This window comes from Bradyrhizobium sp. UFLA05-89 (assembly GCF_059803475.1).
In genome coordinates, this window is sequence record NZ_JBANBA010000054.1 from 1 (window position 1) to 25,596 (window position 25,596).

Sequence of the window (25,596 nt, forward strand, 5' to 3'; positions counted from 1 at the left end):
GCCGCATGGCCAAGACCAGGCGTAACCGCCATCAACCGCGGCCATGCGGCATAATCCCGCTTACGGCATAATGACCGAGTTCGTGCAAGGCCGTGCGGTGCCAGTTGATGGGTTCAAAGTAGGCCTGCGGCGGCGGGACCTGAACATAGTCTTCGGCTGTTGCATAGAATGCCCGATCTCCACCGATCCGAAATTTAACTCCGCTGGCCTTGATCAAGGCGTCGACGGTGGGTTCGATGAGGCCAGCCGGCGGTGGTGGCGCTGCGTTGGCAATCTCATCGGGCAGTTCCTCGCACTGATCGGTGTTGAAAACGGTAAATCGTTTGAGGAATGGAATAGCCTTCGCGTCTTCACCGGTCTCGGCGGCGCGCCGCTTCTCATCATTCGGCACGAAACGATCAGCGTAGACAACAGTGGTTCCGCGCTCTCCCTTGCGGACGTGACCGCCAAGCGAAAGTGCCTGACGGAAAGTGAGCCAACTTTGCCCGGTGAATCCGCGTTCGATCACGGCTCCCCAGAGAATGAGGATGTTCACCCCACTGTATTGCCGGTTGGTCGACGCATTTTTCGGCATGGCCAGCGGCGCTTTCGCCGCGGCCGTACCCCAGGGCTGAACCCAGGGGACGCGTCCGGCCTCAAGCTCGGCGATGATCTTGTCAGTGATTTCGTTGTAGAGGTTCGCCCGGTCCTGGCCGGCGCGCGCGCAAGCATTAGGGTTTGACATCGCGGGTCTCCGCGACGGGCACCGCGAGCCTCTCTCGCAGCTTGTAACCCGTCACGGAAAAACCCAGCCTGCACTCTTACTCTCAGCCTCTTCGCCATCTGCCTCAGGGCCGGAGGCCCTGATCGGGCGTGCGCCAGGGGGCGCATCGCCCTACGTGAAATGGCACCCGCAGGAGCGTGAGCATAGCGACGCCGAAGGCGGCACGCGGGACCGAGTGCAGCGACGAGACCGGTTCAATAGCGGCACCCGGGAACGGGGCAGTGATAGCGATGGCCGCAGGCGAGCCCCTTTCCCGAGTGCCCCCGGCGAGGAGCACCAAAGCTCTGGCGCGAGGGATCGAAGCCGCAGGCCGAGACGCTACGCGGCTCGGTTCACGAGAGCCCGGTGCGGCGCTGGCCGCACGCGCAAAGACCTAAGCGAACGTGATGCAGGCAACCCTGCGAGAACCGCTCGGCATTTTCACAGGGGTCTCAGAATTGGGGAAACCTCGTCCTCTGCTGACTGGGAATCCCAGCCTTGTGCTAGCAGCCGGAACAAACGGCGGATTACAGGATTCGTCGTATTCGGAGCTATTTCAATGCTGATGACTATTGAGCGAAGGTCGACAATACGGACAATGCGCGGTTGGGCGATTCACGTGCTCCAGGAGGCGGGCGCCATCCGCGAGTGCGGAGAGCACGGTTGGATGCAGGATCGCGCCGATCCGCATGCGCGAGAGCGAGCCTTCGATATCGCTCGTCAAGACCCGCCAGCAGACGTATCCCCTCAGGCGGCGGAAGCCGCGGTTCGCGACGTGCTGGACTCGATTGGTGATACTTGCCCAGAATGCCTCCCTGACGAGGAGGATCGGCACTAACCAGCAACGCCGACCAGTCTACTACTCAGCGGCCTAGCCGTTTCTCCACGCGCTTGCGTGCGTTGCCGACCTTTTTGACAGCCTTTTTCACCGCCGACGCCGACTTTCGCGTCTTCTTCGCCTCGTACTGCACTTCGTAGTCCTGCCCGCCGGCCACCCGCGCCCGGTCCTGCTTTCGTCCGCGCGCTGTCTTGCTCTTCTTCGCTACTGCCATGGGTGCCTCCTGTTGTGACATCGAAGCAACGCGACAGGGATTCCCAGGTTCCGGAACCATTCGAACTGTGCCAATTTGAATCGGCTGTAGCGTGGAGTTCTGCAGTGGCGTTTCAGCGTAAAAAGCCGGCGGCTATCGGCGTCAAGGCGCCTCTTCCCGGCTTCATCGAACCGGCCCTGGCCACCTCGATAGAGAAGGTGCCGTCCGGAGAGCGCTGGATTCACGAAATCAAGTTCGACGGCTACCGTGTTCAGGTCCATCTGGTCAACGAGACGGCGAAGATCTTCACCCGGCGCGGCCACGATTGGACGCATCGCTTCAAGAAGGTCGCTCATGACGCCTGGCGGATCAAGGCGAACTCGGCGGTGGTGGACGGCGAGATCGTGGTGCCGGCCGCCGATGGCTCGACCGACTTCTCGGTCCTGCAGAATGAGCTCAAGGGCAAATCGAAGAGCATCGTGCTCGTAGCGTTCGATCTGCTCTATCTGAACGGCCGCGACATCCGGAAGCTACCCCTCGTTCAGCGCAAAGCCGAACTCAAGAAGATCCTAGGCGGCACCGACATCCAGTTCAGCGAAAGCTTCGAGATAGACGGCCGCCAGATGTTTGGGCACGCCTGCAAGCTTGGCCTCGAAGGCGTCGTCTCGAAAGTCCGGGGAAGCTTTTATCCGGCGGGACGCACAAATGACTGGGTCAAGAAGACCTGCGTGCAGCGTGAGACACTGACCATTGCCGGTTTCGCACTCGATGGGACGAAGTGGGACGGCATCTACGTCGGCCGGCGTAAGGGCGACGATCTAATATACGCCGGGAAGGTGGACCACGGATTCGACAAGGCATCAGCCGCCGACCTTCGGAAGCGTCTGAAGCCGCTGATCCGCAAGACGCAGCCTTATGCAAAGCGGATTGCGCACAAAGGGATCTGGGTCGAGCCCAAGCTGCTGGCCGAGATAGAGTACCGTGCGAAATCAGCGGAGGGGAAGGTCCGCCATCCCTTCTTCAGGGGGCTTCGGGAGGATCTGTAATGGATGCCTTTGACCGCTTCTGGGAGTGGGCGGAAAAGCCGCTCGATAGTCCGCTGACGATCCCTGCGGAGCTCCATCGAGCGGTGATGGAACTGTCTCCGGAGGACAGGCGGGACCGCGCTAAGGTCAATGAGGCCGCCGCACGGGCGGTCTCTGACCGATCGTCTACAACCGATCGCCCAGTCTGAGCACTCCTGCGCAAGACGCGCCATGCAACATTGACGGGCTTGAATTGGGCAGTGTCCGAATTCGCGAAACAGAGTACGATCAGCCATCACCGGCAAAGGCACTCTGCCCGCGGGCACCGGTGGCTGAGAGACCAATCGCGCTCCCGCCTGCAGCAGGAGCCACCAATGTCTCATGATCCCGAACGTGTAATCCTTGCCCGTCGCCATCTTGCCGGAGGACGTCAGATCGTCGAAAGGCAGAAAATGATGGTCCGCAAGGGCGGTGCAAACACCGCGGAAGCTTTGAAGCTCCTGGCTCTCTTCGAAACAACGCAGAAGATCTTCGAGGATGATCTTGAGCGCATCTTGCGGGAAGAGCGCAACGGCTAAGACTGGAGACTTGGCAATTCAGATGGCGATTTCTGATCTCGGCGGCAAAGCAGGCGCTAATCCTGAGACTCGGGATGGTCTTCGAGACCTAACCTCGCGCCCGTCGTAACGCGGCTTCCAACCGGGCCTTCTCCTTTTCCCAACGCGCCTCCTCGTCCCGCGCGCTTTCCTCAAGGACCTCGAACTGTTGTTGAATATCAGCGGCCTTTTCTTCGTGCTTGCGACGGGCCGCGTCCAAGGCACCCTGCGCCTTGTCGACGGCGTGCTGCCGTCGCTCGCGCTCCTTCTGCCGGGCGGCCTCTTCCTTGGCACGTTCGCGCTCCCGTCGCTTCTGCTCCTTCTCGAAAGCAAGTGCGGCCTTCCGGTCGGCCGCATCGTCGTTGGCCCGCTTAGGAGGTTTCCGAGGTTGACGGCGGTCTGCCTTCTTTGAGCTGCCGCCCGCAAGGTTGGTCGGCAAATCTGCATGCTCCCTGAATGGCCCGCTGGAGCCGACTGGTCTCTTCAGAACGACGCCCGGCGCAGCCATGGTCGCCTCGATAACGTCTGGATCGTCGCTTTCCTTGGCCGCGCCCTGGTGGAAGAGATTGCTGTCGGCGCCCCAGGCTTCGAGGGCCGCTTTCATGGAGGGAGCGGCGATCGCCAGATCGAAGAAGCCCAGCGACGTCTGGAAGGTCTTGAGTTTTCTCGCCATGGCACGCTTCCCGCCGACCGACGCAATCATTTGATCCGTCGTTCAGTCTACCTCGCGAGCAGGGGTTCTTCGAGGCGAGCGCACACCGCGGCCACTCCGGATATTAGTAGCGACGGTCCCAGCGTCACCGGATGATTCGCGACAGGCTAGGCCGACTTTCGCTGCGGCTTTGCGGCGGGCTTTTTCGCCGCCGCCTCCTTCGCCGCTTTTTTGCCGGTGATCGGCATCAGCATTTCCTTCTGCCCAGCGGCCGCCTTGCGCGGCTTCTTGGCTGTCTTTTTCGGCCCCTCTGCTGGGCCCGTCGCGTCTCGTCCGATGCTCTTGCGCAGCGCGTCCATCAGGTCCACGACGTTCTCGCCTCGAGGACGCGCTTTCGCAGTGATAGGTTTGCCCGCGCGCTTCTGATTGATGAGATCGATGAGGGCAGTTTCGTACTGGTCTTCGAACTTGTCCGGTTCGAAATGGCGCGCCTTTTGATTGACGATGTGCTTGGCGAGATCAAGCATGTCTTTGGTAACTTTGACATCCTGGATATCGTCGAAATACTCGTCCGCGGAACGGACTTCATAGGGGTAGCGCAGCAGCGTGCCCATCAGCCCTTTGTCGAGCGGCTCCAACGCGATGATGTGCTCGCGATTGGTCAGCACCACACGACCGATTGCGACCTTGTTCATCTCGCGGATGGTTTCCCGAATGACGGCGAAGGCATCGTGCCCGACTTTACCGTCAGGACGGAGGTAGTAGGGGCGAATGAGATATCGCGGATCGATTTCGCTGCGGTCGACGAACTCATCGATCTCAATGGTTCGCGTCGATTCCAGCGCGACGTTCTCAAGCTCCTCCTTGGTCACCTCGATGAAGGTATCGGTATCAACCTTGTAGCCCTTGACGATGTCCTCGTTGTCGACCTCCTCGCCGGTGTCGGCGTCGACCTTGGCGTACTTGATCCGATGGCCAGTCTTTCGATTCAGTTGGTTGAACGAGACCTTTTCGGATTCCGACGTGGCCGGATAGAGCGCAACCGGACAGGTGACGAGGGAAAGACGTAGGAAGCCTTTCCAGTTGGCGCGCGGGGCCATCGCGGGGAACTCCATTACTGATGCCGGATTCAAGACGAACGACCCGCCTTGGTTCCGACATCGCGGCCCGTCCAATAGGCCGATTTTTTCTCAGGTAGCCCTCGGACGGACTCGACATTTGTTCTTGTTATGTTCTAATTCGGGCATGATCGACCGACCCGCGAGCTGGCGCATGCCGACCCCGAAGCAGATGGAAAAGCTGGCCACCGAGGCCGCCCGCAGACCGACACCTTCCGCTGCGGCTCCGGATGCACCGCTTCCGGCCGAATACTGGGACTCGGTGCTCAAAGATCCTCGCGCCGGCACGACCGCAACCGAGATCCGCCAGCGACGTCTTTCCGACATTCAGCGCCACGTCCTCCGCGTGATCTGCCGCCGCTGCGAGCGAATAGTCGAAATCCAGAAGGCCGATGCACTCCGATTGTATGGCGAGAACGCGGTCTGGAAGGACGTGGCGCAGCGGTTGCTCGACAACACCTGCCAGCAGCGCACAGGCAGGCATGAAGAAGACGGGTGCTGGCCGGCGTTCGAGGCGCCGTAACCGCTCCGGATTGCCGTTCCGATCTCTTGGCGCCTGGATGTCTGGATGGCCCCGAAGTATCACCCCACGCCCCTGTCGGGCGGCGATCGCAAGGCTCTGACAAAAGAGCTCGGCAAGGCGCGCGCGATGGCCAACATGCTTGCTGCTCAATCGGCAGAGATACGGGCCAAGGGTGAGGCCATGATCCAGCAAGCTGACAGACTGCTTTGCGAAAGCTGGAATGAGCGCATGTGGAGCGACGGCGAACCGATCGATCCGTCGCCCACCATCGACCAGGCCGTGAACGGAGGCTTCCCCTGGCTCGAGATCAGGTGCACGCGCTGCAAGACGCCGAGCGACGTCGACCTAGCGGCGATGAAGCACCCGCCAACCACCTTCGTGCATGATCTCGCAAGCCGGCTACGCTGCCGCAAATGCGCCAAGGCGGGCCGGCGTCCGTCTGCGACTCTGCTACAATTGGGTTGGCAGCCTCGCCACGCCAAAACCGAATCCTGACCGATGTGCTATCTTTATTCGATAACGACAAACCAGGCCGCCATCAGCGCGCTGTTTCGCGTCGTGAACCGATACGTCGGCAATCTGGCGCCGATGCCCGGCGTGTTTCCGGACTACAAGGCACCGATCGTGCGCAACGGAGCCGAGGGCCGAAAGCTCGCCACGGCGCGCTGGGGGATGCCATCGTCATCAAAGGCGCTGATGGACGCCACCAAGAAACGAGCCGAGAAGCTGCAGGCTAAGGGCAAGACGGTCGATTTCAAGGAACTGCTTCGAATGGAGCCTGACGGCGGCACGACCAACATCCGCAATGTGAAGAGCAACACTGGACGAGATGGCTAGGAGCCGAAAACCGCTGCGTGGTGCCGTTCAACTCCTTTAGCGAATTCAACAAGGCCGAGGGCGGCGATATCTGGTTCGCGCTCGATGAGGCCCGCCCCCTCGCCTGCTTCGCCGGCATCTGGACCGACTGGACGTCCGTGCGGAAGGTCAAGGAAGGCGAAACCACCAACGACCTCTTCGCGTTTCTTACAACAGAGCCTAACGCCGAGGTTGGCGCCGTCCACCCCAAGGCGATGCCGGTGATCCTGACGAAGCCGGAAGAGGTCGAGATCTGGATGACGGCTCCGCTGGACGAGCCCCTGAAGCTACAGCGGTCGCTCGCCGACGGAACGCTTCGGATCGTCGCCCGCGGCGTCAAGGAAGATACGGGCGGGCCAGCAATGTGACGATTGAGCACGATGACCGGGCGAAGATCTTGCGCTCGAAGGCTGGATCCTTAGCTCTTCTCATCCACTCGAGATCGGCTATGTTGGCCGTCTTTATGGTCCTGCCAACGCAAAATGAATCGCGAAAGCCAGATTCAGAGCTATTTGCAGACTCCCGCGGGCAAGCTCGCACGCTACCGCATGCGACGGCGCAAGAGAGTGCTTCTCATCATCGAAGACGTGGAGCCTCGGTCGAAAAAGATGTCTCCGTCGCAGCGGGCGGCGTTTCAGAACCAAGTTGCCGAGCAGCTCGCAGAGACGAAGCGAACGGCATTGCGCGGCCCGATTGCGCTAAGGATTCGCTTGGCTACCACACATAAGACGCCGCCGCAGGTGCATTCCATCGTAAAGAACCTGCTGGATCTTCTCGGCAAACAGGGAGTCGACGATAAGGATTGGCAACAGAAACGCCTGTACCGGGATGACTCGCAGATTCAGGCCCTCTCGGTGTCCTGCGCACATGGCGAAACCCGGCCTTCAATTACTATCGCCGCGCGCAGCATGTCGAGCATGGTCGATGATATCGAGTTGGCCGCCCAGGCTACGCACGCGTTTGATGAAAAGGATGCCGACCACCCTCTTCATAACGAGCGGGATCACGGATGGATCGAAAGTTTCAGGCGCCTGATCGAGCATGAAGCCGAGACGCGTGCAAGCAGCGGCGACGAGCTCTACGAAGCGATGATCAAGTCAGGACGCGGGCTACGCGCAACGCGCTTTTCTTGGCCCGTCCGCGCTCACCGTTCCAGTCCTCGCCTGGCTTTATGGACGGCCGAAAGGGCCGTTCATGCAGTCCAACCTCGCCCTGTGGCCCGGTGTCGTCCGGCAGACCAGTCTTCGCATCCAGCTCGGCGAGCTCCCGGTCCGGCCGGGCGAGTCCAGCGCTTTCAGGACGCGGATTGACGCCGCATTGGATGATTTCGAACGACGGTGGGGCTGGCTGATCCGGCCACTCGTCGTCTCGGTCGGATTGCAAGTCATTGTGCAGCCGAATGCCTCGACGCCCCCCGGCACTCAGCATGATCTCGACAACATCGTCAGGGACTACCTGTTGCCCAGGATCGTTGCCAGATTCAGCACGGTCTCTGCGCATGTATGGACGGTGGACTTCGAGGAGATGGCCCGGGTAGTCCCGGAGCTCGCGGCGCGGTGGAGCGCCGAGCCCAAGCCGCCGAAAGGCAGCAAGGCGGGCGTCACGGGATATGAAGTGTGGCAGCTTCCCCCCGCTCCCGCCGGCGAAGCCGGATTCGTGAGCGTGTCCATGACAGCACAGCCGAACTTCGAGGGCGACCTGATGGAGCGGGTTGATGTCAAGATCAGGCGATGGACCGAGCATCTCGAGGAGACTTCGCAGATTCGGCGGCGAATTTCGCGGATGTGGTGAGCATGCTTGGCTAGAATTGAGAGGACAGCCGCAGCCACCGTAAAGAGTGCTCCTCGCTACGATCCGCCGTTCGCCCGGCGCTCAAGCTCGCGGCAGCGCTCAACCAGCTTTTCAAAAAGCTCGGCGTCATCCATCAGGACACCATCATCCGCCATCTTCTTTTAACCGGCTTTCAGCACCCTTAGCGCTTCGGCAACCAATCATTCGCCTCTGTCTCTGCTGTCGGCATCGGCGAGGGACTCGAATGCTTCGTGGATGTCGCGAGCCCGCCTCGGAAAAAAAGCCCTCATCTCTCCGTCTTCCAGCGGGACCTTTTTCAGATTGAAGGTCCCATGGAGCTCGCGCATTTCATAGAACCGCACGGGATGCGCCCTGTTATCCAAGGCAGCGACGACGGCATATTTCACCGCCTCCGTGCAACGCATTCCGAAGATGATTTCTTCGAGCTCGAGCGGAGAGTTTTGCAAACCGCGCTCTCCGATGAGACGCCATTCCTGCTCGTACCGCCAACTTGCCGCCTTTCGCAACAGGACTGCCTCGTCGACCTGAAGACCAGCGCCCTTATCGCCATCGAGCATCGCCAGGACCTTGCTGGCGTCGACAAGCCGCTTGCCGCCGTACTTGACCCTGTGGAGATCGGGTTGCGCTTCTGATGGTACCGAATAGCCAATGCAGACACCGCGATGCTGGTCGCCATAGTGGCTCCACATCAGCGGGCAGGTCACGCGTTGGGCCAGAGATACAATGCCCTTGTCATATTGCAGCAGCAATTCTTTTTCGAGCTGGCGGCCAAGCAGATATTGAAGAGGATCCGCCATCTCGTAACTTGGGTCGCCGGCGTTATAGTTGACTTCAGAAATGACTTGATCTGCCTGCGACCGGCTCAGTCGGCTGATGTGATCCAGGGTCTTAGGACCTTTATATCGGATGGTTTTGGCCGCAGCCTTCATCTCGGCGCCCACGCGCCGCTCGACGAACTTGCGCAATCCACGCTCAAGGTCTGGAGCGGGAAGATCAGTGTTGAGCGAGGGCCGGGTATCGAGCGGATCGTTGAACGTGGTTGGATCGGCATAGAACAGATTGTCGGCAATGATGATATCCAGCGTGAGATTATTGAACACGCGGTATTTGAACAGCCGCCTCGGAATGCTCGGTTTCCTTGCCATTGCTTGCTCTTGCCCAACCGTCTGGAGGTTTGTGTTACGAATCAATGACGGACTATAAGTCGCTTCTACACCGGCCCTTTGAGAAGCCTCCGCCGAAATCGACATTCATGGTCAGGGGACATCTTATTGTAGCCCTTCGGACCAGGCGGGCGCTGGCATCGGATCGCACTACTCTCGAGTGCCAACGATGGGGGCCAGCGCGCGTCGTTGAAGTCGCTGTCATCTTGGTTGCCAAAAACGAAGGGGAAGTTAGGATCGAGTTCAACCTGTGGGAGTGGCGATGGCGGAAGGCGACGATAAGGACTGGCCCAATTGGGCAAAAAGCATAAAGAGTTGGCTCGCGGTCGCCACGGGTTTGATTGTAGCGGTCGGCCTCCTGCTGGCTGCTCTCGGTAAAGGCAAGGAGGCCTGGTGCAGCTTGGTCAGTTGCGATCAGCCGAAACCGGGTCCAGTCGCTCCGGCACCGCCGAAAGCTAATTGCCCGGCAAGTCTACCTGCGTATGACTCGCCGGAGATGGGCGGTGGCCACAACCAAGAAGAAATCTGTGGCCCAAACCGCAAAACTTACGAACAGCAGTATCCCGGCTGTGCGGTTTCAATGGCGGTTTCTGAAAGCAGCAACAAGGACTTTCTCGGCCACGTCACTTACAAGTATCATTGCACTTATGCGATTAGCCCAAAGTGACCAAGAAGAAACTCGGAACCAAATGACCATCAGCAAGCTCAGGTCCTCGAAGGACTACTTCGACCAGGTCCTTAAGCCGAACTATTTAGCGTTCGCCAATTCGCCAAGTACGTTTCAGCTCGTCTACAATACCGCCGCTCCGCTTTTCCATATGCATGAATGGGTATTTAATTTGGATAAGGCCAAAGCGGAGGCCGCTCTTGGCGTCACGTTTCAGAAAAAGTCAGACGTGTGGAGTGAAGTGCGGAACGCAGTTCCGAATGCAGGCTTCATTCGGGATATTGCGAACTCCTCGAAGCATGTGGCGCTGACGCATTCTTCGACTTCGATGACCCGTAGCGCCAACACCTTCATCGTAGATTCCACATTGAGCGGAGGCGCGGCCCTAAGTGGAACGTTGAGATTGAGCACTCCGAACATGGTCGCCATTGAGGGCGAGCCTGCGGCATCGTTCGACGCTTGCGCAGCCGGCGTTTATAACTTTTGGGAAGGACTGGTGCGTCAGCTCTAGGCGCATTCTGTCGTGATGATGCAGCTCACTTCGGGGCGTGTAGTCCTGAAAAAGCGCAGGTTCGTGACCGTTTGCTCGGGATGCATCTCCCTCACAAGGCACGCAATGAATTTTGAACGATAGAAACAACGGTATCGCCCGGCATTCGGCCGCTGGTTGGCAATCGTTCCGCTAAGGTTAGCACCGCCCGCCACACGTCGGTCCTATCCATTAAGTTGCACGCTTCTTCGGCTCGCTCTGCGAAGAGCCTTGTTGCCTCTGATCCGTTCAAGCCGATCCGTTGACAAGTCTCAATGACGTTTTGACGGTCATCGCTGCACCCGTAATCATGCCAAACCAAGCCGAAGGAAGCGCCTGTAAATTTTCCTTGTGCCGCTGCTCCGGCAGTAAGCTCCAAAAGCCGCAGGCTCGCCCACTCCAATGGATCGATGCGCATAAAAGAAAATAGCTTGCGCCAATCGTCCACCGTCCACCGGACGCCTTCCCTGATGCCTTCGCGCTCACCAAACTCCTTAAGCCCGGGCATACCAAGCGGTAGTTCGAACACGGAGCAGTGTGGAGTGCCTTCGTCCATTTCTATCCAACGGATGGCGTTTTCATTGGTGATGCCGACGCGGCCTATCGATAGAACGCGGGCAACGGCATGACCTGACTCATGGACGGCAGTAATTCTCCTTACGTTCCCATCGAAATCCATTTGCTCTCCTCCGATGACCAATCGCTGTAGCATCGCCTTTCCGCTGAAAAGCAGACATGCAGTGCGCCCCCGAAATAGGGGCTAAACTTCTACGTATCGCGGCGCTTGCCGACTTGCGTAAATTACAGCAATGCTGTATATTACAGCAATGCTGGAGATTGATGCATGACCGAGTATTCGACGAGCGATCTGTCCCGGAAATCAGGCGACATCATCGCCGAAGCCTTGCGACGGCCCGTTACTATTACCCAGCGGAACAAGCCGCGCCTGGTGCTGCTCAGCATCGAGGACTACCGCAGGCTCACGGCCAGAGCCGACACCCGGATGTCCGGCCGGCTTGAAACGATGCCTGACGAGTTGTTCGAAGACGTCAAGCGTGCGGTCGATGCCTACGAGCGGGACGGTGATGACACGTGAGCCAGGACGAGCTTCGCACCGGATGTGTCATCCGCTTTCCCTATCTCTGGGTACGTGAGGCCGAGCGCGGGGAGACCGAAGGCCGCAAGCATCGTCCGGTGGCTGTGGGTGTGCGAATTGCCCGACCGAAGGGCGAGGATGTCCTGGTGCTGTTTCCAATCACCAGCCAACCGCCCTCTTCCGATCGTTTCGCCGCCGAAATTCCAGAAATGGAAAAGCGTCGCGCAGGGCTTGATGCCACGCTGCGGCTCTGGATCATTCTTGATGAGTACAATCAGGATGTCATCGGCCAGTCGTTCTATCTTGAACCGGAGCCGCTGCTTGGCCATTTCAGCAAGGCGTTTTTTCTGCCCTTGATGAGGGAATTTATCTCCCGCCGCGCCAAAACACGGGGCGTCAACCGACAGCGTTAGATGAACGAGCCCACCAAGAGAGGCGTTCTCTCACCAGAGCAGCAAGACACGGCATCGCTGATGCGGCAAATGCTCGGCAAGGGTATCGCCGATCGCTACGTCGATTTTTGCCGCGTGGCTTCGGGCGCGATCCCGCTTCGCGTATCCGTTCCGGTAGCTGGCCACGCCATACGGGAGCTCGATTCAGTCCTGCGGCAGACGCTGGCAGGGCCAATAGGTGTCGCTCTTGAGGCGACGACCGAGGACAAAGCGCGGCTGAAGGCGGCCAGGAAGCAACTGCGCGCGCTCGGCTTCAAGGATGACGCCGTCAACCGCGCCGTTGAAAAATTGCAGCCGCGCCGCAGCCACAAGGAGGAGATTCAGGCGATCGTCAAGCGTCTCGGGCTCGGCGCAGACGGCGATATTGCCCGGGCATGGATCTCGATTGCACAGGCCCATGGCGAGGCTCATCGCCGCGATTTTTATCGGTCTCTGGTCGTCGATGAAGAGTTTCGACTCGAATGGCAGCAGCCATTCGACACGGTCGTCCGCGGGCTGATGATCGCGCTGCAGGGAAGATATGCCGCTTTCATGCAACGCGTTGACCAGCTCGTCGCGATGGCAGATCGCGCAGCGGCGGTGAAGAGCTTCGTCAAAGAAATACCCAGTGCGTTGCCGCTGCTGTGGCATTTCTTCAACCAGCTCCAGACCGCGGACTGGCTCCCTCACTTGGCGGCCGAGAATCTCTTGGTGGGGCCGACATTGCCGGCCGACGACGACGCGGGTGATGGGCTGCTGCTGCGGCAGTGGCCTGCAGGCCGCTACCTAGTGCGCATGGCGGGCTCGGAAGACCCCGGGGTGCGGAGCCAGGTCGTTCAGGCGCTGCGTGGTGTCAGCACCTCACAGCACGTCGATGTGCAGCAGCTGGGCGTTGAAGTGTTGGCGGCATTGCCTGCGGATGATGCGGTGCCATTGGTGGACCTAGCCGAGGCGTGGCTATCGCGCGATGCCCGGTTCGTTATGGCGCAAGCGCCACATGACCTGTTGCGACGGCTGGCGCTAGCTGGCCATGGAGCTGCGGCGCTGCGCGTCGCGCGCGTGCTGTTTCAGGTCTTCGACAACGGCGGGCGCCTTGCGACGCTGTTCGGCCAGCACATGTACGAGCACTTCCTGCCGGACACGGTGAAGGCGTTGGCTCCCGCGTGCGGCGTTGAAGCCGTTGGTCTGTTGTGCAGCCTTCTAGACCAGGCGATGCGAATTAGCGGCAAGTTCAGCGAAGATCCACCGTCTGACTACACCTATTACCTGTCGGGGCAGATCTCCGAGCACGGTGTCAAGCATGACGTCATTGACGCCCTAGTCGGCGGAATTATCCAGGCGGCAAAGCTTGCGATCGAGACCGCCCCTTCGTGCATGCAGCAGGTCATCCTGGAAATCACTAGCCATCCCGCGAAGATATTCGTGCGGTTGGCGCTTCGCATTCTGTCGCTTTATGCCGATCGCGCACCCGAACTGGCCGAGCGCTACCTCACCGACGCCGATTTGATCGAAGCAAGCTGGTGCAGCACAGAATATGCCGCGCTGGCACAGGCGTGGTTTCCTTCGCTGCCACCGGCGATGCAGCAGCGTGTGCTGGCATGTGTAGACAGCGTTCCGGATAAGTACATCGGAGGATGGAAGCAGCGATTTGAGGCCCAGAGCAAGAGGCCGGTCACAGCCGAAGACGAGCGGTTGTTTCGGCTTTCGGCGGTGCGTGACATTCTGTGGGGCTGGCGCTCGGTGCTGCCCGAGGACCGGCAAGCGCAAGTGACGGCGGCCGTCAAGGAGCTTGGCGATCCCGACGCGTGGCGGCGGGGATTTGACGAGCCGGAGGCGCCACCGCCAGAGGCTCCCGATTTTCAGGCAGCGCCCATCGATGAGATCATCGCCTTCCTCCAGGCATGGCGTCCGTCACCAGAAGAAAAGCGTCAGACCATGACCGCACTGGCGCAGGGGCTGCGGCTGGCTGCTGGCGAAAATCCCGCGCTCTATTCAGCAAACGCGCCGCGCTTCGCCGGGCTTCCATTGCTTTATGTTCGCAGAGTGCTGGAAGGCTTGGAGAACGCATCCAATAACCGGAAGTCCCTGGACTGGGACGGCGCAGTGTCGCTGGTCGCAAACGTCATCCAGCCAACGGAGCATGTGCCAAGCGGCATAGAAGGCGACGATGTGGATACCTCGTGGTGCGTGAAAGCCGCAGCCGCGCTCCTCGCATCGGGATTACGGCAAGGCGCAAAGGGCATTCCGTTCGCGCATGCAGAGCTGGTCACACGGCTGGTATCCGCGTTTTATCGCCAGGCGCCGCGCCTGCCGGAGACCACGTCATTCGAGGAGAGCTATCGGAGTTCGCCGTTTTTCGCAGCGCAAGGCACAGCGCGCGGCATGGCGGTCGAGCTCGTCGTCCTCGTGCTGTTCTGGCTCAGCAAGGACGATAGCCGTCCGATCGGACAGGCGCCGCGAGCAACGCTTGAGAAACTTCCGGCATTGCGAGCGATCCTGGAAGCCGAATTGGCCGACGACACGCCGACGGGCCGCGTTCCCCGCGCTGTGATCGGACGCTATCTGAACTGGCTGTCCTTTTTTGACGAGGCCTGGGTCCGTCGACACATCACTGAACTATTGCCTGGGAGCGATCTGTCGCTGCGTGATGCGACCTGGATCTCGCATCTCGCCAACGATAGCGGCCCCATCAAGGATCTGGCTGCGGATATGCGCGATTGTTACGTCGCCGAAATCGGCCGCCTCAGCGCCGATGACGGCCCGGACGATCGCACCCATGTCGAAGAACGTTTAGCGCATTACCTCGTCGTCCTTTACATCTGGTCGGCGTTGCCAGAGGAGGTGTTCCAATTGTTCTGGGACACCGCACCGGCTGGCGCACGAAAAAGCGCGATGTGGTTTCTTGGGACACAGCTTGGACAACCGCCGGATCAATTTCCCGAGCCATTCCGAGCGCGCGCGTATTCTTACTGGGACCGAAGGCTCGCGGCCGCCAAGGCATCGTCAAACCCGGACTACTTTCGCGAGGAGATCGGGACAATCGGACAGTTCTTCATCCATGGCAAGATCAATGGTCCGTGGCTGATGGACCAGGTGCTGGCGATGGCGGCAAGCGGGTTTGCGCCTTCGGAACCCTATAGCGTGCTGCGGCATCTGGCGAAGCTCTCCGCCGATCATCCAGTAAATGCTGTCGAGGTCCTCGCCGCTCTTGCCAAGAACTCTCGCTTCGATCGGTGGGTCTATATGACCCAGCAGGCGGAAGTACGTCTGATCTTGCAGAACGGGATCGCGAGCGGCTCCAGCAAGGGACGTTCGTTGGCTGCGGAGACGATCAGCTACATGGCGTCCTTGGGCGATGGCAGTTATCTGGACCTGCTCCCGAAACCGGAGTGATGGGATTGTCGGAGCGAAAGCCGGCAGACCGCCAGCGCTGCATGGAGCGGATGAAGAAGGCGCACTGCCGGAATCGGGCGTGCGCCGAGGCGCATCGCCTCAACGGAGGATGGCACCCGCAGGAGCGTGAGCATAGCGACGCCGAAGGCGGCACGCGGGACCGAGTGCAGCGACGAGACCGGTTAAGAGGGTACCCGGGACAGGGGCAGTGATAGCGACGCCGGCATGCTCCATGACGGCGGGACCATGTCTCGAGTACCCCCGGCGAGGAGCTCGGTATCTTTGCGCGAGGGATTGAAGCCGAAAGGCCGAGACGCTACGCGGCTCGGTTCACGAGAGCCTGCTGCGGCATCAGCCGCACGCGCACTACGTCAAGCGGCGCAAAGAATACGGCACTCCCGAACGCGATTTAATGTCTCGCCATCGTTCGATGCAGTTTAACCAGCCGAAACGGCAGGTGAAGAAACGTACTGTTATCCGCGATCCAGCGCTTTTGTTTTGCGTTGAGCTTATCGCTTGATGATTTGACTTCGACGAACTCAAAGGATCGGTCACGATAAAGGAACAGATCGGGCCATCCGAGATAATGCCCCCAATAGTCGTTAACAAGATAGCGCAGAATCGTCAGAAGCACCTGCGGCGGCAACAGTTCGACAAGGCGCCGCGCCCGATCGACGTCTTTGCTGCGGTGAGCCCAAAGATATTGTCGAAAGTCTTCGCTATAGGAACGCCAGTGATCGAATAGCCACAAGAGATCTTCGGTGTCCTCAATATGATGTGCGATCTCGGCAAAATGCTTGTTGATGGCGCGCTTGCGGCGCTCAGCATAGCCTTCGCTACCGAAATCGTCGGGCAAAAACGAGTTGACAAGACCAGATTTAACACCTGCATCAACCGCATTTTTCTCTGCAAACCCAACCATTTTCAGGAGCGGATCGTTGAAATCTTGAATGAGTGACCACATCATGACGCCAAAAAGAGCATGGAAGGGCTGGCTTTCCAGAGGCATCACCCACCAACCCATTTTTTTGAAGTGCTCAGTCGCAAAGGCCTCAGGCGACACGGCCCCGTCCGGGGTAGCAATCACCGCTCCTCTCTGCGGCGCTATCACGTAGGGCGCTTTGAGGTTTGCGACCTCCACGCGGTAGCGTTCCAGCACCTCTGCTTGGGACGGCTCGCTGAAGACATATTTCGGACTTGTTGCGTGAAGATCCTTAATGGATTGCAGGACTTCGCTTTCGATCTGGGCTCGGGCGGCTGCCCGTTCATCATCACTTGCGTCCGGATGGGCGTCATTCCAGTCTGCCTCGCATCGCCAGGTTTCGAACCAAAGCTCACGCCAGTAGTACCGTTTGACCTTGGAAGTGCTACCATACCCTTCGTCGTGGGGCGCTGGCTCAGCAGGTAGACCGCGGCACTCCCGACAGATGTTCGGCCGAAAACCCAATGTGACACGCATTCGCTTCTGTGTTTTGAGTTCACTTCCCCTATCAAGTTGATGCGACAGGAACCGCGTTCCGAATTCGCGGTCGCATTCGCACATCATGATCGCTTTGCAGGTAATGCAACGATATTTTCGGATCAGCTCATATGCATTGAGACATTCGACCGTCGCGTGGGTACAAGTGGCCCCTCGCGTTGCCCGCGGTGGTTTTCCTTGTCGTGGAGAATCATCCTCCTGAACGATTGTCATCCTGCTTTCCGATCTAGCTTAGCCCCGACCAAACGCTAATATCCGCGCCTTGAATGTGGTAACTAGTCAAAAAATCACCACTTGTTGGCTCGCCAAAGGAGACATTATTTGCGCAGTAGCCACGGAAAATAATCAAGGATGCGCGTTGGCGTCGTCGGAGCAGGCGGACGGCCTACCGTTCGCGCGGATGCAGGCGCGATAGCGCCAGGGCTCGACATAGCTTCCTTTCCAAATTCCGCGGCCGGCGCGCTCGGCGTCATGCTGGGCCGCGTCATATCGTCCCCTGGAGTATTGCGGCCAGTCCAATGCCAACCCGTTTCGGACGAGCCATTCGCCGAGGTCTGAGCCGCTGACCGAACAGGTCGCAACGGTGCGCCCATATTGATCCAGGTTGAGAGGAACGCAGTTGACCGGACGCCGGCCGATGTAGCTGTCGAGATCATTCGCCGCCTCCGCGCCGCAACGGTACTGCAAGCTGTCATCGCCACGGCAGAGCTGGCTGCTTTCCGGCGCGTCAACGCCCCATAGCCGAATACGCATGCCGTGAATTTCCAGCGTGTCGCCATCGACGACGCTGGCTTGACCTAGGAAATCGTCGGCCTTGGCGCCGCCCGACAGGAGAACGAAAAGCAAAAATATTCCGATGCGTTCGATCATGAGGTTTGCAGTCAGCGCAGATTTCGCGGATTGAATTTGGGCCAGTTTGTGAGCGGCTTGAGCGACGGCAGATTCTCGGGCAACTCCGGAAAATGAAACTGCGTTCCTCGCAGCCAGCGTCCCTCGAAGCGTGCCCAGAACAGGATCGCATCCATCTGCCAGGTAAACTCGTGGACTCTCCAGACGCCACCATTCTCGATGACTTCACCGGTCGAGTTGAAAGGAAGGCTATTGAGCTTGCAAAGGGCGTCGATCTCGTCCCAGTGCTCCCGGATATAGCGATCCTCCAGCGCGACATGGTACGGCCGGTCGGCACGCCAACGCGGACCGCCACCGCGCGGATAAAAGCCCTGGCGCGGCGTCATGAATTCCGGGATTCGCGCAATCGCCTTGCCGATGCGGCGCGCTTCATCTGACGACAGCTTGCTGACACCGAAGCTGTAGCGCTGCGTATCGTCACGACAATAGACCCATGCGAGGGTCACGCCATTGGCGTCCTTGACCACGTAGCATTCGGAATTCTCCCGGACGACGGTCCAGGGCGGCTTGAAATGGCGGCTTGTCTCCATTAGAACAAAGTAAGAACAATGGGCCGATCGGGTCAATCGGGAACCGCGGCCAGCCCCCGGATGCAAGGTCCGAGATTCGCTAGGCAGGGCGTCGGTATGACCTCCGATATCAGTGAACACTTCCAGGGTATTTGGCGCCGGGCCTTGAACGCGCCATCGCTCGCTGCCCTGACGCCCGAGTTGATCGAGAATTGGGCTCGGGAGCGCGGACTTGTTGTAACCGGCATCGAGGAACGCGAAGTCGGAGCTTTTGCCAAGATCCCGGCAATCATACTGACCGTCGGCGACGCAAAGGCATGTTTCCCGAAAACTCCGGCGGAAGGTGATCCGAATTGGTCGTCTCGGCGCGCGCTAGCGGACGCCGATGCCGCGCTGTGGGAGAAGATGGAGTGGTTTTCGCCGCTGTGGATTTCCAATCGCGACGTCGCCAAAATTCTTGCCACTGCAAGACATAGTTCGCGGCAGCAGGCTCTCCAGTGGTTTCACTATCACACCTCAACGTTGTACACGCTTCCGTTTCAGGCAATTTGCATCGCGCAAATTTTGCCCCAAGCCCGGAGCCTCAGTGAATTATGTCCCTTGGCGCGGGAAGCGTACCTCGCCTTTTATAATGGCTATCGTGCATCGAGCATTGCAGCACTCATTCCGGCGATCGAAGGCAGCCTAAGCCGGATCGCTTCGCCTTCGGAACAGGATGTTTCGATCCCGACGAAAGTCGACCGAGTAGTCGACCGCGCCATCGCGACAGCCGCAAAGCTTCACTTTGAGAAAATGTGGGTGCCCGCGGATTATCTCAGCAAAGACTATTTGTTTGGCCAGGACGAGCGCGTCTTTGCGTTTGAGACGTTCCGCCGCTGGCTGCACAATTCCTTCTTCAGAAAGACCGACGAGTATGACGGCGGCACATGGTTGAATCGCCATATGTTCGCACACGGCACACATTCCCTTTGGCAACAATCATCCAATTTCGAGCGCCTGGTCATTGTCTTGGCGACCTTGGCCCTGATTGAATCCTGGCATGACGATACGCACAATGTGTCGTTGATTTTTCCCATGATGGATGAGGACAGCAAGCTGCTTTGGCAGCAAGCCCTGGCGCGCGGGTTTGGGCAGATGGGGCTAAAGCGGCGTGAGCAGCGACGGTTCCAAAAACATGGGCGCCTGGTTCCGGTGATGCCGACGGATGACGGCGGTCTCTTGCGAAGAGCGCTGCTAGCGGATGACTGCATCAACGAACTGGTTCGACCGCTGCGCGATGCCGGCTGGAGCGTTGAAGTTGGAGAACCAGACGAAAAGGCGTTATACGTAACTGTCGTAGCTTCCGCCGGCGATGAGCGCATGACGATCGCACTTCTGTCCGGATGCGCGACCGATAATGCTGTGTACCGGAAGTTGGCGGAAACCTGCGCTGCAATCTTGTACCGTGGCGCGCCCTACAATCAGCAGCAATTCGCGTACGGTATCAATGTCCATGTCGGGCCGGCGGCGGCGTGGCTGCCGCCCGTACCGCGCAACAGTAAGCGCCGCTTTCGATCGTATCCTATCTGGCGCCGCTTGCAGCGGCTCAGGGGGCGGGTTGCGTTTGCCGCCAGGGCCATCAAATACGATATTCGGCGCCGACGGCAGCGTTCCGCACAACAACTTTAGACTCGGGAAGAACGCGAAGGCTTACCAGTTTGTGCAACCTCTACAGCATCACCACCAATCAGGCGGCGATCGCCGCTTTGTTCAGGCGCATGAATCGCTATGTCGGCAATCTGGCGCCGATGCCTGGTGTATTTCCGGATTATCCGGCCCCGGTCATCCGGAGTGCCGGCGACGCTGAAGAGATGGTGATGATGCGCTGGGGCATGCCACCCCCACCCAGGACGGGCGGCCCACCCGTCACCAACATTCGCAATACGTCGTCACCGCATTGGCGGGGGTGGCTAAAGCCAGAGAACCGCTGCCTCGTACCCGCAAACAGTTTTGCTGAGTATGCTCCCGAACCAAATCCCGAGACAAAGAAGAAAGACGTCGTGTGGTTTGCGCTCAGCGACGACCGCCCGCTTTTTTGCTTTGCCGGTATGTGGACCGAATTTAAAGGCGATCGCGGCACGAAGTCCAAACCGATCCCGGGTCCCCATCTAGTGTACGGATTCCTGACCACATCTCCGAATGCAGTGGTCGAACCAATCCATCCGAAGGCGATGCCTGTGATACTGACGACCGCGGAGGAGCGCGACGTCTGGATGCGCGCATCATGGGACGAGGCAAAGGCCCTGCAGCGCCCGCTTACCGATGACGTCTTGAAGGTGGTCATGCGAGGCGCTGACAAGGAGGACACGATAGCGGAGTGATTGATCATGGACAGGTCTATTTATCCACTGGCACACGATCGGCTTTACACGTTCCGCGAGCTGCGCGCGGCCGAGAAGATGCTGCTCGCGGAACGGCAGGCTGACCAGGCTCTTTCGTCGCGACTGAGGTTGCAGGACCGCAAACAGATCGATTGGGCAAAGACCCGGAACGAGGAATGGTCGCCGTTGAAATTGCTCGCGGATGGCTTGGGTCTCGTCGACGAAGACACATTCCGTTGGACCCCGGCCGGCGCGGCCGACTTCGTGATCGCATCGGGCGCGAGAACCCTGAAGGTTCAATGTACGATGGCCTACGACGAACGCTCGGAAGGACAGTATCGGGCCGGGCATCTCTACCGGAAGGAGCAGGAATTCGGCGCGACGAACGGATTCTATTTCGGAGGCGGCCGGATTTCTGAACCTACTGTCCGGGACGTTGCGGAAGATCTTGTCACATGGCGAGCTGGCATTGTGTCGGCGGTCAAATCCAAAATAGCGAACGTTTCGTACGAGGGCCAAGGACTCGATCTTCTCGTCTTCGCGAGGGGATGCGCGTTCGATCTCATCGACTTTTCTATGGAGGAAGTCGTCAGACCAGCCCTGAATCAACTCGGACCAGAATATTGGGGTCGCATCTTCTCGAACGTCTATGTCGTCGACGATCACGCGTTCGCCCATATTGCGAAGCTTTGAAACGCAATCGATCGCTCAATGTAACGACAGAACACGTAGACAGAACGTCAGCCCGCGAACTCCGGATCCCGCCCTGTGATGGCCGGCCGGAACCTTTAACAGGGATAAGGGATTCGTCCTAACAGGAGCGGCCCTCGATGCTGACGGCCAACGAACGGCGTCCGGTCCAGACGTTAGGTGGATGGGCGATCGCAGTGCTGGAAGAGGCTGGCGCTATCCGCGAGTGCGAACATCATGGCTGGATGCAGGACCGTGGAGACCCGCACGCGCGGCAGCGCGCATACGAAATGGTTCGCCTGGATCCACCGCCCGGCCTCTCACCTGACGACGCGGCCTCTGCCATTACCGACGTTCTGGACTCGATTGGGGATACTTGCCCCGAATGCCCGTGAGGTTTGCCGGATCCAGCTGGCTTTTCACCAACTCCTCACGACTTCCGCACTGGACTTACTACCGAGCTTCTGCTCGGCGACGATTGCGCGTGTATCATCAAACCACACGTCGACAGCTTGAAGCAGATCGCGTTGCAGCGCTCGCGACAATTCTCCGATCGTGGCCCGTAGTGCGCTTGCGCTGGCCTGCTCAAACTCGGCGCGACCAAAGCGCTCCCGCTGCCAGTTGGAAACGTAATCGAGTACGACCGCGGTGCCCGCGCCAGCAAACCAGCCGACCAAACTCCCGCCGCCTGGTTCTATAATGGTGCCACCAATAGTGCCGTAAATTTCGAGCTGGAGACTGGCAACAACCCGGGCAGCCACCGAAAGAAAAATTTGCGCGACCGCGCGCTCGATTGACGGACCAAAGGTTTTCGCGACAAGTGTAGAAACCGCCATACCCTGGAAGGCGGACGCGAATGCGACACTATCGGCCGAATAGCGGGGGGCTTTCCATTTTTGCGCGTCCCAGTCCACCGAGACATCCAGCTTCTTAAGCGGATCAATCACTTCGAGATGCCGGGTGTACTGGCCCAAGAACAACTGAACGCGGTCATCGATCGTGGTTAGCGTTTCGAGATAGCGAGCGTGTGCCCTGGCAAGAATCTGCGAGACCCCGGCCTCAATGACTGGATTGCGCAATTCAGGCTTGAGGACGTACTGCTCGTAATTTCGGATCAGATAAGATTCCAACGTGTTCTGGGCCGATTCCGAAACAGTCCGGACATTGCTGAAGGAGAGTCCCTCCATGCCACCCACGAGGCTTTCTTTCAGGAACACCAAGGAGCGTCCCCACTGAAAATACCAATCCGCGTAACGCGTGATACATGCTTGTCCGTCCGAAAAAGCTGTCTTTAGGAGCTCATCGACCTCGCGCTGCGTTTCGGTTTTGATCTTGTCCCGCTCAGTGTCGAGAAAGATGAGCGTATCGCTGACGAAACGATTTAGCTCGGTCTCGTCCACAAGTATCCTGTGCAGGCGACCGTTGACGTCTCGATAGACAAGCTCTTTTGGCGTCGTGAAGGCCCGAAGCTGGTGCGTGTTCAGAGCGGTGCGATCCGGATGAACGGACGCACGATGCAGGGTGCGCTGTCCGGCGGAATCGAGCAGCCCTAACGGCACCCAGAGCACGGCCGCACCGACCAGAACCGCAGTCCCGACGGTGATGGGAGTTAGAATGCGAAATGAACGGCCAAGACGGCGCAGGCGCGGAAGCCTGAACGGCGAGAGTAGCAATTGTTTCCAGCCACGACCGGATGGACTCTGGTGGGATTCCTGGATCAGATCTTTACCCGGTTGCGGTTCGCCCGCACCGGAAGACACCTGCTGTGTGGCCGCACACTGATCCACCCTCGAATCTCCTTGATCGAGTAGAGCCAGCCATCCAAGTCGCACGATACGCGATTCCCGCCGCACAAACAATCAAAGCGAATCGTGGGGAGTTGAGAACGCGAATGGCGCGTGCGGTAGATCCGCTAAGCCTTGGGAAAGGATCGGCTTTTCGATCAGAAAGAAAATGCGCTTCGTCTGGATTGCGAGCGCGTCATCGAGTTCCGCACTCGAAGCGCTTCCCCCACTCGGCCTGGCAATGCGATCAGGCTGATTTGCGGTGCTGCCGCGCCGGCGATTTCTTGGCGGCTGCTTCTTTCGGTTAGCCGCGCCTAAGCAGCGTTCCGACTTCTACGCCGTATCTGAAGTTACATGTTGATCTGTACCATCGCGCGCCGTTAGGAAGACCCGCATGGACGAGATATTCGATGCAGATGGCGACGTTCCATTCTCCAGCTTTGATCCGGATGCAAAAGCGTGGTTTGCAAGCCTCCTGTTTTGGCGACCCTCGCGCTTATCCGATGAGGAGATGCAGCTTCACTTCGGTCGTTGGGATGGGCGATGGAGCGACCAGACCAAACGCGCTGTGCAACGCCTTGAAGCCAAGGGCCTCGATCTGAATGAAAACTGGGCGCTGTGCGCTCAATACTGGATTTGCCCGGCGTGCCGCCGCCACAAGGACGATATCTTCCGGCTCTCAAAACGGGGAATCCTGCTTGCCAAATTGGAGCTGCACCACGACCATATGCGTGATTGCGTCTGGCCCCGCGTACGGGAGCTGTTTGGCAAGGACTGGCTTGAGACGCGCCCCGGATCGTCCATCACCATTCTCGACTACATCCGTGAATTGACATCACGCTTCGGCGTGAGCCTCGTCTGTTCCGAGTGCAACTCAGCCGACGGCAAGGTCAAGACGCGCTTTCGGGATGAGATCGACTCACGCTTCAGTTTCACCGCGCAGGAAATCGGCACATTTGTTCTCCCGGCTTCCAGCAAGGATCATGAAATCGATTATGAAAAGGCTTATTCCGCCTGGGAAGCGGAACGGGGGAACTTTCGGGCTCGCCTATCTCTGCTCGACGAGCTTCTTGGCCATCTCGTTCATGGTCGCTTGGCGCGTGACCAACAAGGCATGGCAGGCGCCAGACTTATGAACGGCGCCTTCGACGCCTATTCTCTTCTCATGCGGACGTTCGAACGGGCTACAAGGAACACAGAACGAGCGCAGATGATCTGGACTCTTTGTAACGAATTCCTAGCGCGCTCGACGCGCCGCGATTCCGCAACACTTGTACCGATTGATCAGGCGGGCCGCCCGGCGGTCGCACCGACAGACGAAGAATACGCTGCCTATGTTGATCCTGTTTCATCGAAACGCTGGTTGGCCATTTCATCCGACTGGACTTGCCCGATCTGCGAGCGGAGCAAACGGCAGCTCATGCGCAAGAGCAAGAGCGGAAAGTGGTCGGGGGGCGTTCGATCGCTTTACGAATGTACGCTGGAGCGGGATGATCTGATTATCGCCAACCGGCAAAGCCTGTTCCCGGACTTCCGGAACGATATCTTCGTGCGGGACATCTCACAGATTTCCGTGTGCGCAGACTGCGCGGGCATCAGCATCACGCTCATGCAGAAGGACCAATCAATTCGGGATCCCTATCTCGGTTGCGGGGACCGCCGCGCTTCCATTCTCAGCAGCCAGCCCCACCGCACACACGAGATCGATTTTGAAACGGGACGGCAACGCGCGATCGCGAATGAGTCCTATGCGGCTGCGATGGGAGCCTTCCACGCCTTTCGCGCCCTCGTACGCGATTTTGCCGGCAGGTTCGAACGCGGGCGTCGCTGGGGCAACACGGAGAAAAAGCTCCTTGACGAATTTGCCGACGATCTCCGCGTCCTTCACCGCATCGAGAATGCCGCGGAATCCATGGATCTTGCCAAATGGCTTCTGGCGCAGACTACCGGCAGCGGTAGCGATGACGAGAGCACAATAGACGGCCTCGGCTAATCCAGTTCACTTTGAAGCCGCTTACGCTCATTGCTCGCTCCGCCCCTCGGCTTGCGGACTGGCGGCTTAAGGCCCGTTTGGCTGGATCACTTGAATTCGACGAAAGTCATGCTTATTCAATATGTTAATAGCCTTGCCGTTAGGAACTGGCCTACAATAAGATCGACTGATGCTGCAAACGCTTTGATTGGAAGGGGTCGATGTTGCTACCGTGCCGAGCGTTGACTTATGTATTATT

Annotated in this window: 26 protein-coding genes and 2 pseudogenes; 18 read left to right on the forward strand and 10 right to left on the reverse strand. The window is 59.1% G+C overall.

Annotation, left to right across the window (positions count from 1 at the left end; translation table 11 throughout):
- Nucleotides 1-70 precede the first annotated feature (70 nt).
- Nucleotides 71-724: pseudogene (locus SO139_RS25400) on the reverse strand (ArdC family protein); the annotation flags it as partial.
- A 577-nt stretch (nucleotides 725-1,301) separates the two neighbouring features.
- On the opposite strand from SO139_RS25400, the gene SO139_RS25405 reads away from it, so the two are divergent.
- Nucleotides 1,302-1,580: a hypothetical protein gene (locus SO139_RS25405; RefSeq protein ID WP_498540761.1), complete on the forward strand. Its 279-nt coding sequence runs from the start codon at nucleotides 1,302-1,304 to the stop codon at nucleotides 1,578-1,580.
- Between the two features lie 25 nt (nucleotides 1,581-1,605).
- Here SO139_RS25405 and SO139_RS25410 read toward each other — a convergent pair whose 3' ends face one another.
- Entirely contained in the window at nucleotides 1,606-1,794 is a 189-nt protein-coding gene (locus SO139_RS25410) for a DUF3606 domain-containing protein (protein ID WP_442546394.1), read from the reverse strand.
- Between the two features lie 104 nt (nucleotides 1,795-1,898).
- Here SO139_RS25410 and ligD point away from each other — a divergent pair, with 104 nt between their 5' ends.
- Entirely contained in the window at nucleotides 1,899-2,819 is a 921-nt protein-coding gene (ligD, locus tag SO139_RS25415) for a non-homologous end-joining DNA ligase (RefSeq protein WP_498540762.1), read from the forward strand.
- A 353-nt stretch (nucleotides 2,820-3,172) separates the two neighbouring features.
- Nucleotides 3,173-3,376 carry a hypothetical protein gene (locus SO139_RS25420; RefSeq protein WP_498540763.1) on the forward strand — a complete coding sequence of 68 codons (204 nt, stop codon included), beginning with the start codon at nucleotides 3,173-3,175 and terminating at the stop codon, nucleotides 3,374-3,376.
- Between the two features lie 88 nt (nucleotides 3,377-3,464).
- Here SO139_RS25420 and SO139_RS25425 read toward each other — a convergent pair whose 3' ends face one another.
- Entirely contained in the window at nucleotides 3,465-4,097 is a 633-nt protein-coding gene (locus tag SO139_RS25425; RefSeq protein WP_498540764.1) for a cell envelope biogenesis protein TolA, read from the reverse strand.
- Between the two features lie 116 nt (nucleotides 4,098-4,213).
- A complete protein-coding gene (gene ku / locus SO139_RS25430; RefSeq protein ID WP_498540765.1) occupies nucleotides 4,214-5,146 on the reverse strand; it encodes a non-homologous end joining protein Ku in 933 nt (310 codons plus the stop codon).
- A gap of 145 nt (nucleotides 5,147-5,291) precedes the next feature.
- Here ku and SO139_RS25435 point away from each other — a divergent pair, with 145 nt between their 5' ends.
- The 5 genes and pseudogenes from SO139_RS25435 (at nucleotide 5,292) to SO139_RS25455 (ending at nucleotide 8,333) form a co-directional block, all read left to right on the forward strand.
- Nucleotides 5,292-5,687 (forward strand): hypothetical protein, encoded by a 396-nt coding sequence (locus SO139_RS25435; protein WP_498540766.1) that lies wholly within the window; start codon nucleotides 5,292-5,294, stop codon nucleotides 5,685-5,687.
- Between the two features lie 45 nt (nucleotides 5,688-5,732).
- A complete protein-coding gene (locus tag SO139_RS25440) occupies nucleotides 5,733-6,182 on the forward strand; it encodes a hypothetical protein (protein ID WP_498540767.1) in 450 nt (149 codons plus the stop codon).
- A gap of 3 nt (nucleotides 6,183-6,185) precedes the next feature.
- Nucleotides 6,186-6,910 (forward strand): annotated as a pseudogene (locus SO139_RS25445) (SOS response-associated peptidase).
- Between the two features lie 114 nt (nucleotides 6,911-7,024).
- Nucleotides 7,025-7,852, forward strand: coding sequence for a RusA family crossover junction endodeoxyribonuclease (locus SO139_RS25450; RefSeq protein WP_498540768.1), 828 nt, complete (start codon nucleotides 7,025-7,027; stop codon nucleotides 7,850-7,852).
- Nucleotides 7,853-7,859: 7 nt separating this feature from the next.
- A complete protein-coding gene (locus SO139_RS25455; RefSeq protein WP_498540769.1) occupies nucleotides 7,860-8,333 on the forward strand; it encodes a hypothetical protein in 474 nt (157 codons plus the stop codon).
- A gap of 200 nt (nucleotides 8,334-8,533) precedes the next feature.
- On the opposite strand, the gene SO139_RS25460 is transcribed toward SO139_RS25455, so the two are convergent.
- Nucleotides 8,534-9,499, reverse strand: a complete 966-nt coding sequence (locus SO139_RS25460; protein WP_498540770.1) for a DUF2971 domain-containing protein — start codon at nucleotides 9,497-9,499, stop codon at nucleotides 8,534-8,536.
- Between the two features lie 280 nt (nucleotides 9,500-9,779).
- Here SO139_RS25460 and SO139_RS25465 point away from each other — a divergent pair, with 280 nt between their 5' ends.
- Both SO139_RS25465 and SO139_RS25470 read left to right on the forward strand, forming a co-directional pair.
- Nucleotides 9,780-10,184 (forward strand): hypothetical protein, encoded by a 405-nt coding sequence (locus tag SO139_RS25465; RefSeq protein ID WP_498540771.1) that lies wholly within the window; start codon nucleotides 9,780-9,782, stop codon nucleotides 10,182-10,184.
- A 22-nt stretch (nucleotides 10,185-10,206) separates the two neighbouring features.
- Nucleotides 10,207-10,695: a hypothetical protein gene (locus tag SO139_RS25470; RefSeq protein ID WP_498540772.1), complete on the forward strand. Its 489-nt coding sequence runs from the start codon at nucleotides 10,207-10,209 to the stop codon at nucleotides 10,693-10,695.
- 91 nt (nucleotides 10,696-10,786) lie between these two features.
- On the opposite strand, the gene SO139_RS25475 is transcribed toward SO139_RS25470, so the two are convergent.
- A complete protein-coding gene (locus SO139_RS25475) occupies nucleotides 10,787-11,392 on the reverse strand; it encodes a hypothetical protein (RefSeq protein ID WP_498540773.1) in 606 nt (201 codons plus the stop codon).
- Nucleotides 11,393-11,557: 165 nt separating this feature from the next.
- On the opposite strand from SO139_RS25475, the gene SO139_RS25480 reads away from it, so the two are divergent.
- The 3 genes from SO139_RS25480 to SO139_RS25490 are packed head-to-tail and all read left to right on the forward strand — an operon-like array spanning nucleotide 11,558 to nucleotide 15,633.
- Nucleotides 11,558-11,809, forward strand: a complete 252-nt coding sequence (locus SO139_RS25480; protein ID WP_439371382.1) for a type II toxin-antitoxin system Phd/YefM family antitoxin — start codon at nucleotides 11,558-11,560, stop codon at nucleotides 11,807-11,809.
- Nucleotides 11,806-12,222, forward strand: coding sequence for a hypothetical protein (locus tag SO139_RS25485; protein WP_439371383.1), 417 nt, complete (start codon nucleotides 11,806-11,808; stop codon nucleotides 12,220-12,222). Before SO139_RS25480 ends, SO139_RS25485 begins: the two co-directional genes overlap by 4 nt.
- Nucleotides 12,223-15,633 carry a hypothetical protein gene (locus SO139_RS25490; RefSeq protein ID WP_498540774.1) on the forward strand — a complete coding sequence of 1,137 codons (3,411 nt, stop codon included), beginning with the start codon at nucleotides 12,223-12,225 and terminating at the stop codon, nucleotides 15,631-15,633.
- A 409-nt stretch (nucleotides 15,634-16,042) separates the two neighbouring features.
- On the opposite strand, the gene SO139_RS25495 is transcribed toward SO139_RS25490, so the two are convergent.
- The 3 genes from SO139_RS25495 to SO139_RS25505 all read right to left on the reverse strand — a co-directional run bounded on the left by SO139_RS25495 (nucleotide 16,043) and on the right by SO139_RS25505 (nucleotide 18,672).
- A complete protein-coding gene (locus SO139_RS25495; protein ID WP_498540775.1) occupies nucleotides 16,043-17,326 on the reverse strand; it encodes a VRR-NUC domain-containing protein in 1,284 nt (427 codons plus the stop codon).
- A gap of 132 nt (nucleotides 17,327-17,458) precedes the next feature.
- A complete protein-coding gene (locus SO139_RS25500; RefSeq protein ID WP_498540776.1) occupies nucleotides 17,459-17,983 on the reverse strand; it encodes a thermonuclease family protein in 525 nt (174 codons plus the stop codon).
- Nucleotides 17,984-17,994: 11 nt separating this feature from the next.
- Complete coding sequence (locus SO139_RS25505) at nucleotides 17,995-18,672, reverse strand: hypothetical protein (protein ID WP_498540777.1); 678 nt, start codon at nucleotides 18,670-18,672, stop codon at nucleotides 17,995-17,997.
- Between SO139_RS25505 and SO139_RS25510 the strand changes: the two genes are divergently transcribed.
- The 4 genes from SO139_RS25510 (at nucleotide 18,649) to SO139_RS25525 (ending at nucleotide 21,976) form a co-directional block, all read left to right on the forward strand.
- Entirely contained in the window at nucleotides 18,649-20,199 is a 1,551-nt protein-coding gene (locus SO139_RS25510) for a hypothetical protein (protein ID WP_498540778.1), read from the forward strand. The genes SO139_RS25505 and SO139_RS25510 overlap by 24 nt on opposite strands.
- A gap of 29 nt (nucleotides 20,200-20,228) precedes the next feature.
- Nucleotides 20,229-20,891 (forward strand): SOS response-associated peptidase, encoded by a 663-nt coding sequence (locus tag SO139_RS25515; RefSeq protein WP_498540779.1) that lies wholly within the window; start codon nucleotides 20,229-20,231, stop codon nucleotides 20,889-20,891.
- The gene (locus SO139_RS25520; protein WP_498540780.1) at nucleotides 20,892-21,584 is read left to right on the forward strand and encodes a hypothetical protein; all 693 of its coding nucleotides are present in this window, start codon (nucleotides 20,892-20,894) and stop codon (nucleotides 21,582-21,584) included.
- A 137-nt stretch (nucleotides 21,585-21,721) separates the two neighbouring features.
- A complete protein-coding gene (locus tag SO139_RS25525; protein ID WP_498540781.1) occupies nucleotides 21,722-21,976 on the forward strand; it encodes a hypothetical protein in 255 nt (84 codons plus the stop codon).
- 24 nt (nucleotides 21,977-22,000) lie between these two features.
- On the opposite strand, the gene SO139_RS25530 is transcribed toward SO139_RS25525, so the two are convergent.
- Nucleotides 22,001-23,368 (reverse strand): hypothetical protein, encoded by a 1,368-nt coding sequence (locus SO139_RS25530; protein ID WP_498540782.1) that lies wholly within the window; start codon nucleotides 23,366-23,368, stop codon nucleotides 22,001-22,003.
- Nucleotides 23,369-23,759: 391 nt separating this feature from the next.
- Between SO139_RS25530 and SO139_RS25535 the strand changes: the two genes are divergently transcribed.
- Entirely contained in the window at nucleotides 23,760-25,358 is a 1,599-nt protein-coding gene (locus tag SO139_RS25535) for a hypothetical protein (protein ID WP_498540783.1), read from the forward strand.
- Nucleotides 25,359-25,596: the final 238 nt, after the last annotated feature.

Coding starts and splice junctions, on each gene's coding strand:
- SO139_RS25405 (WP_498540761.1), top strand. CDS start 1,302: ATGCTGATGACTATTGAGCGAAGGTCGACAATACGGACAATGCGCGGT.
- SO139_RS25410 (WP_442546394.1), bottom strand. CDS start 1,794: ATGGCAGTAGCGAAGAAGAGCAAGACAGCGCGCGGACGAAAGCAGGAC.
- SO139_RS25420 (WP_498540763.1), top strand. CDS start 3,173: ATGTCTCATGATCCCGAACGTGTAATCCTTGCCCGTCGCCATCTTGCC.
- SO139_RS25425 (WP_498540764.1), bottom strand. CDS start 4,097: ATGATTGCGTCGGTCGGCGGGAAGCGTGCCATGGCGAGAAAACTCAAG.
- ku (WP_498540765.1), bottom strand. CDS start 5,146: ATGGCCCCGCGCGCCAACTGGAAAGGCTTCCTACGTCTTTCCCTCGTC.
- SO139_RS25435 (WP_498540766.1), top strand. CDS start 5,292: ATGATCGACCGACCCGCGAGCTGGCGCATGCCGACCCCGAAGCAGATG.
- SO139_RS25440 (WP_498540767.1), top strand. CDS start 5,733: ATGGCCCCGAAGTATCACCCCACGCCCCTGTCGGGCGGCGATCGCAAG.
- SO139_RS25450 (WP_498540768.1), top strand. CDS start 7,025: ATGAATCGCGAAAGCCAGATTCAGAGCTATTTGCAGACTCCCGCGGGC.
- SO139_RS25460 (WP_498540770.1), bottom strand. CDS start 9,499: ATGGCAAGGAAACCGAGCATTCCGAGGCGGCTGTTCAAATACCGCGTG.
- SO139_RS25465 (WP_498540771.1), top strand. CDS start 9,780: ATGGCGGAAGGCGACGATAAGGACTGGCCCAATTGGGCAAAAAGCATA.
- SO139_RS25470 (WP_498540772.1), top strand. CDS start 10,207: ATGACCATCAGCAAGCTCAGGTCCTCGAAGGACTACTTCGACCAGGTC.
- SO139_RS25475 (WP_498540773.1), bottom strand. CDS start 11,392: ATGGATTTCGATGGGAACGTAAGGAGAATTACTGCCGTCCATGAGTCA.
- SO139_RS25480 (WP_439371382.1), top strand. CDS start 11,558: ATGACCGAGTATTCGACGAGCGATCTGTCCCGGAAATCAGGCGACATC.
- SO139_RS25490 (WP_498540774.1), top strand. CDS start 12,223: ATGAACGAGCCCACCAAGAGAGGCGTTCTCTCACCAGAGCAGCAAGAC.
- SO139_RS25495 (WP_498540775.1), bottom strand. CDS start 17,326: ATGACAATCGTTCAGGAGGATGATTCTCCACGACAAGGAAAACCACCG.
- SO139_RS25500 (WP_498540776.1), bottom strand. CDS start 17,983: ATGATCGAACGCATCGGAATATTTTTGCTTTTCGTTCTCCTGTCGGGC.
- SO139_RS25510 (WP_498540778.1), top strand. CDS start 18,649: ATGACCTCCGATATCAGTGAACACTTCCAGGGTATTTGGCGCCGGGCC.
- SO139_RS25525 (WP_498540781.1), top strand. CDS start 21,722: ATGCTGACGGCCAACGAACGGCGTCCGGTCCAGACGTTAGGTGGATGG.
- SO139_RS25535 (WP_498540783.1), top strand. CDS start 23,760: ATGGACGAGATATTCGATGCAGATGGCGACGTTCCATTCTCCAGCTTT.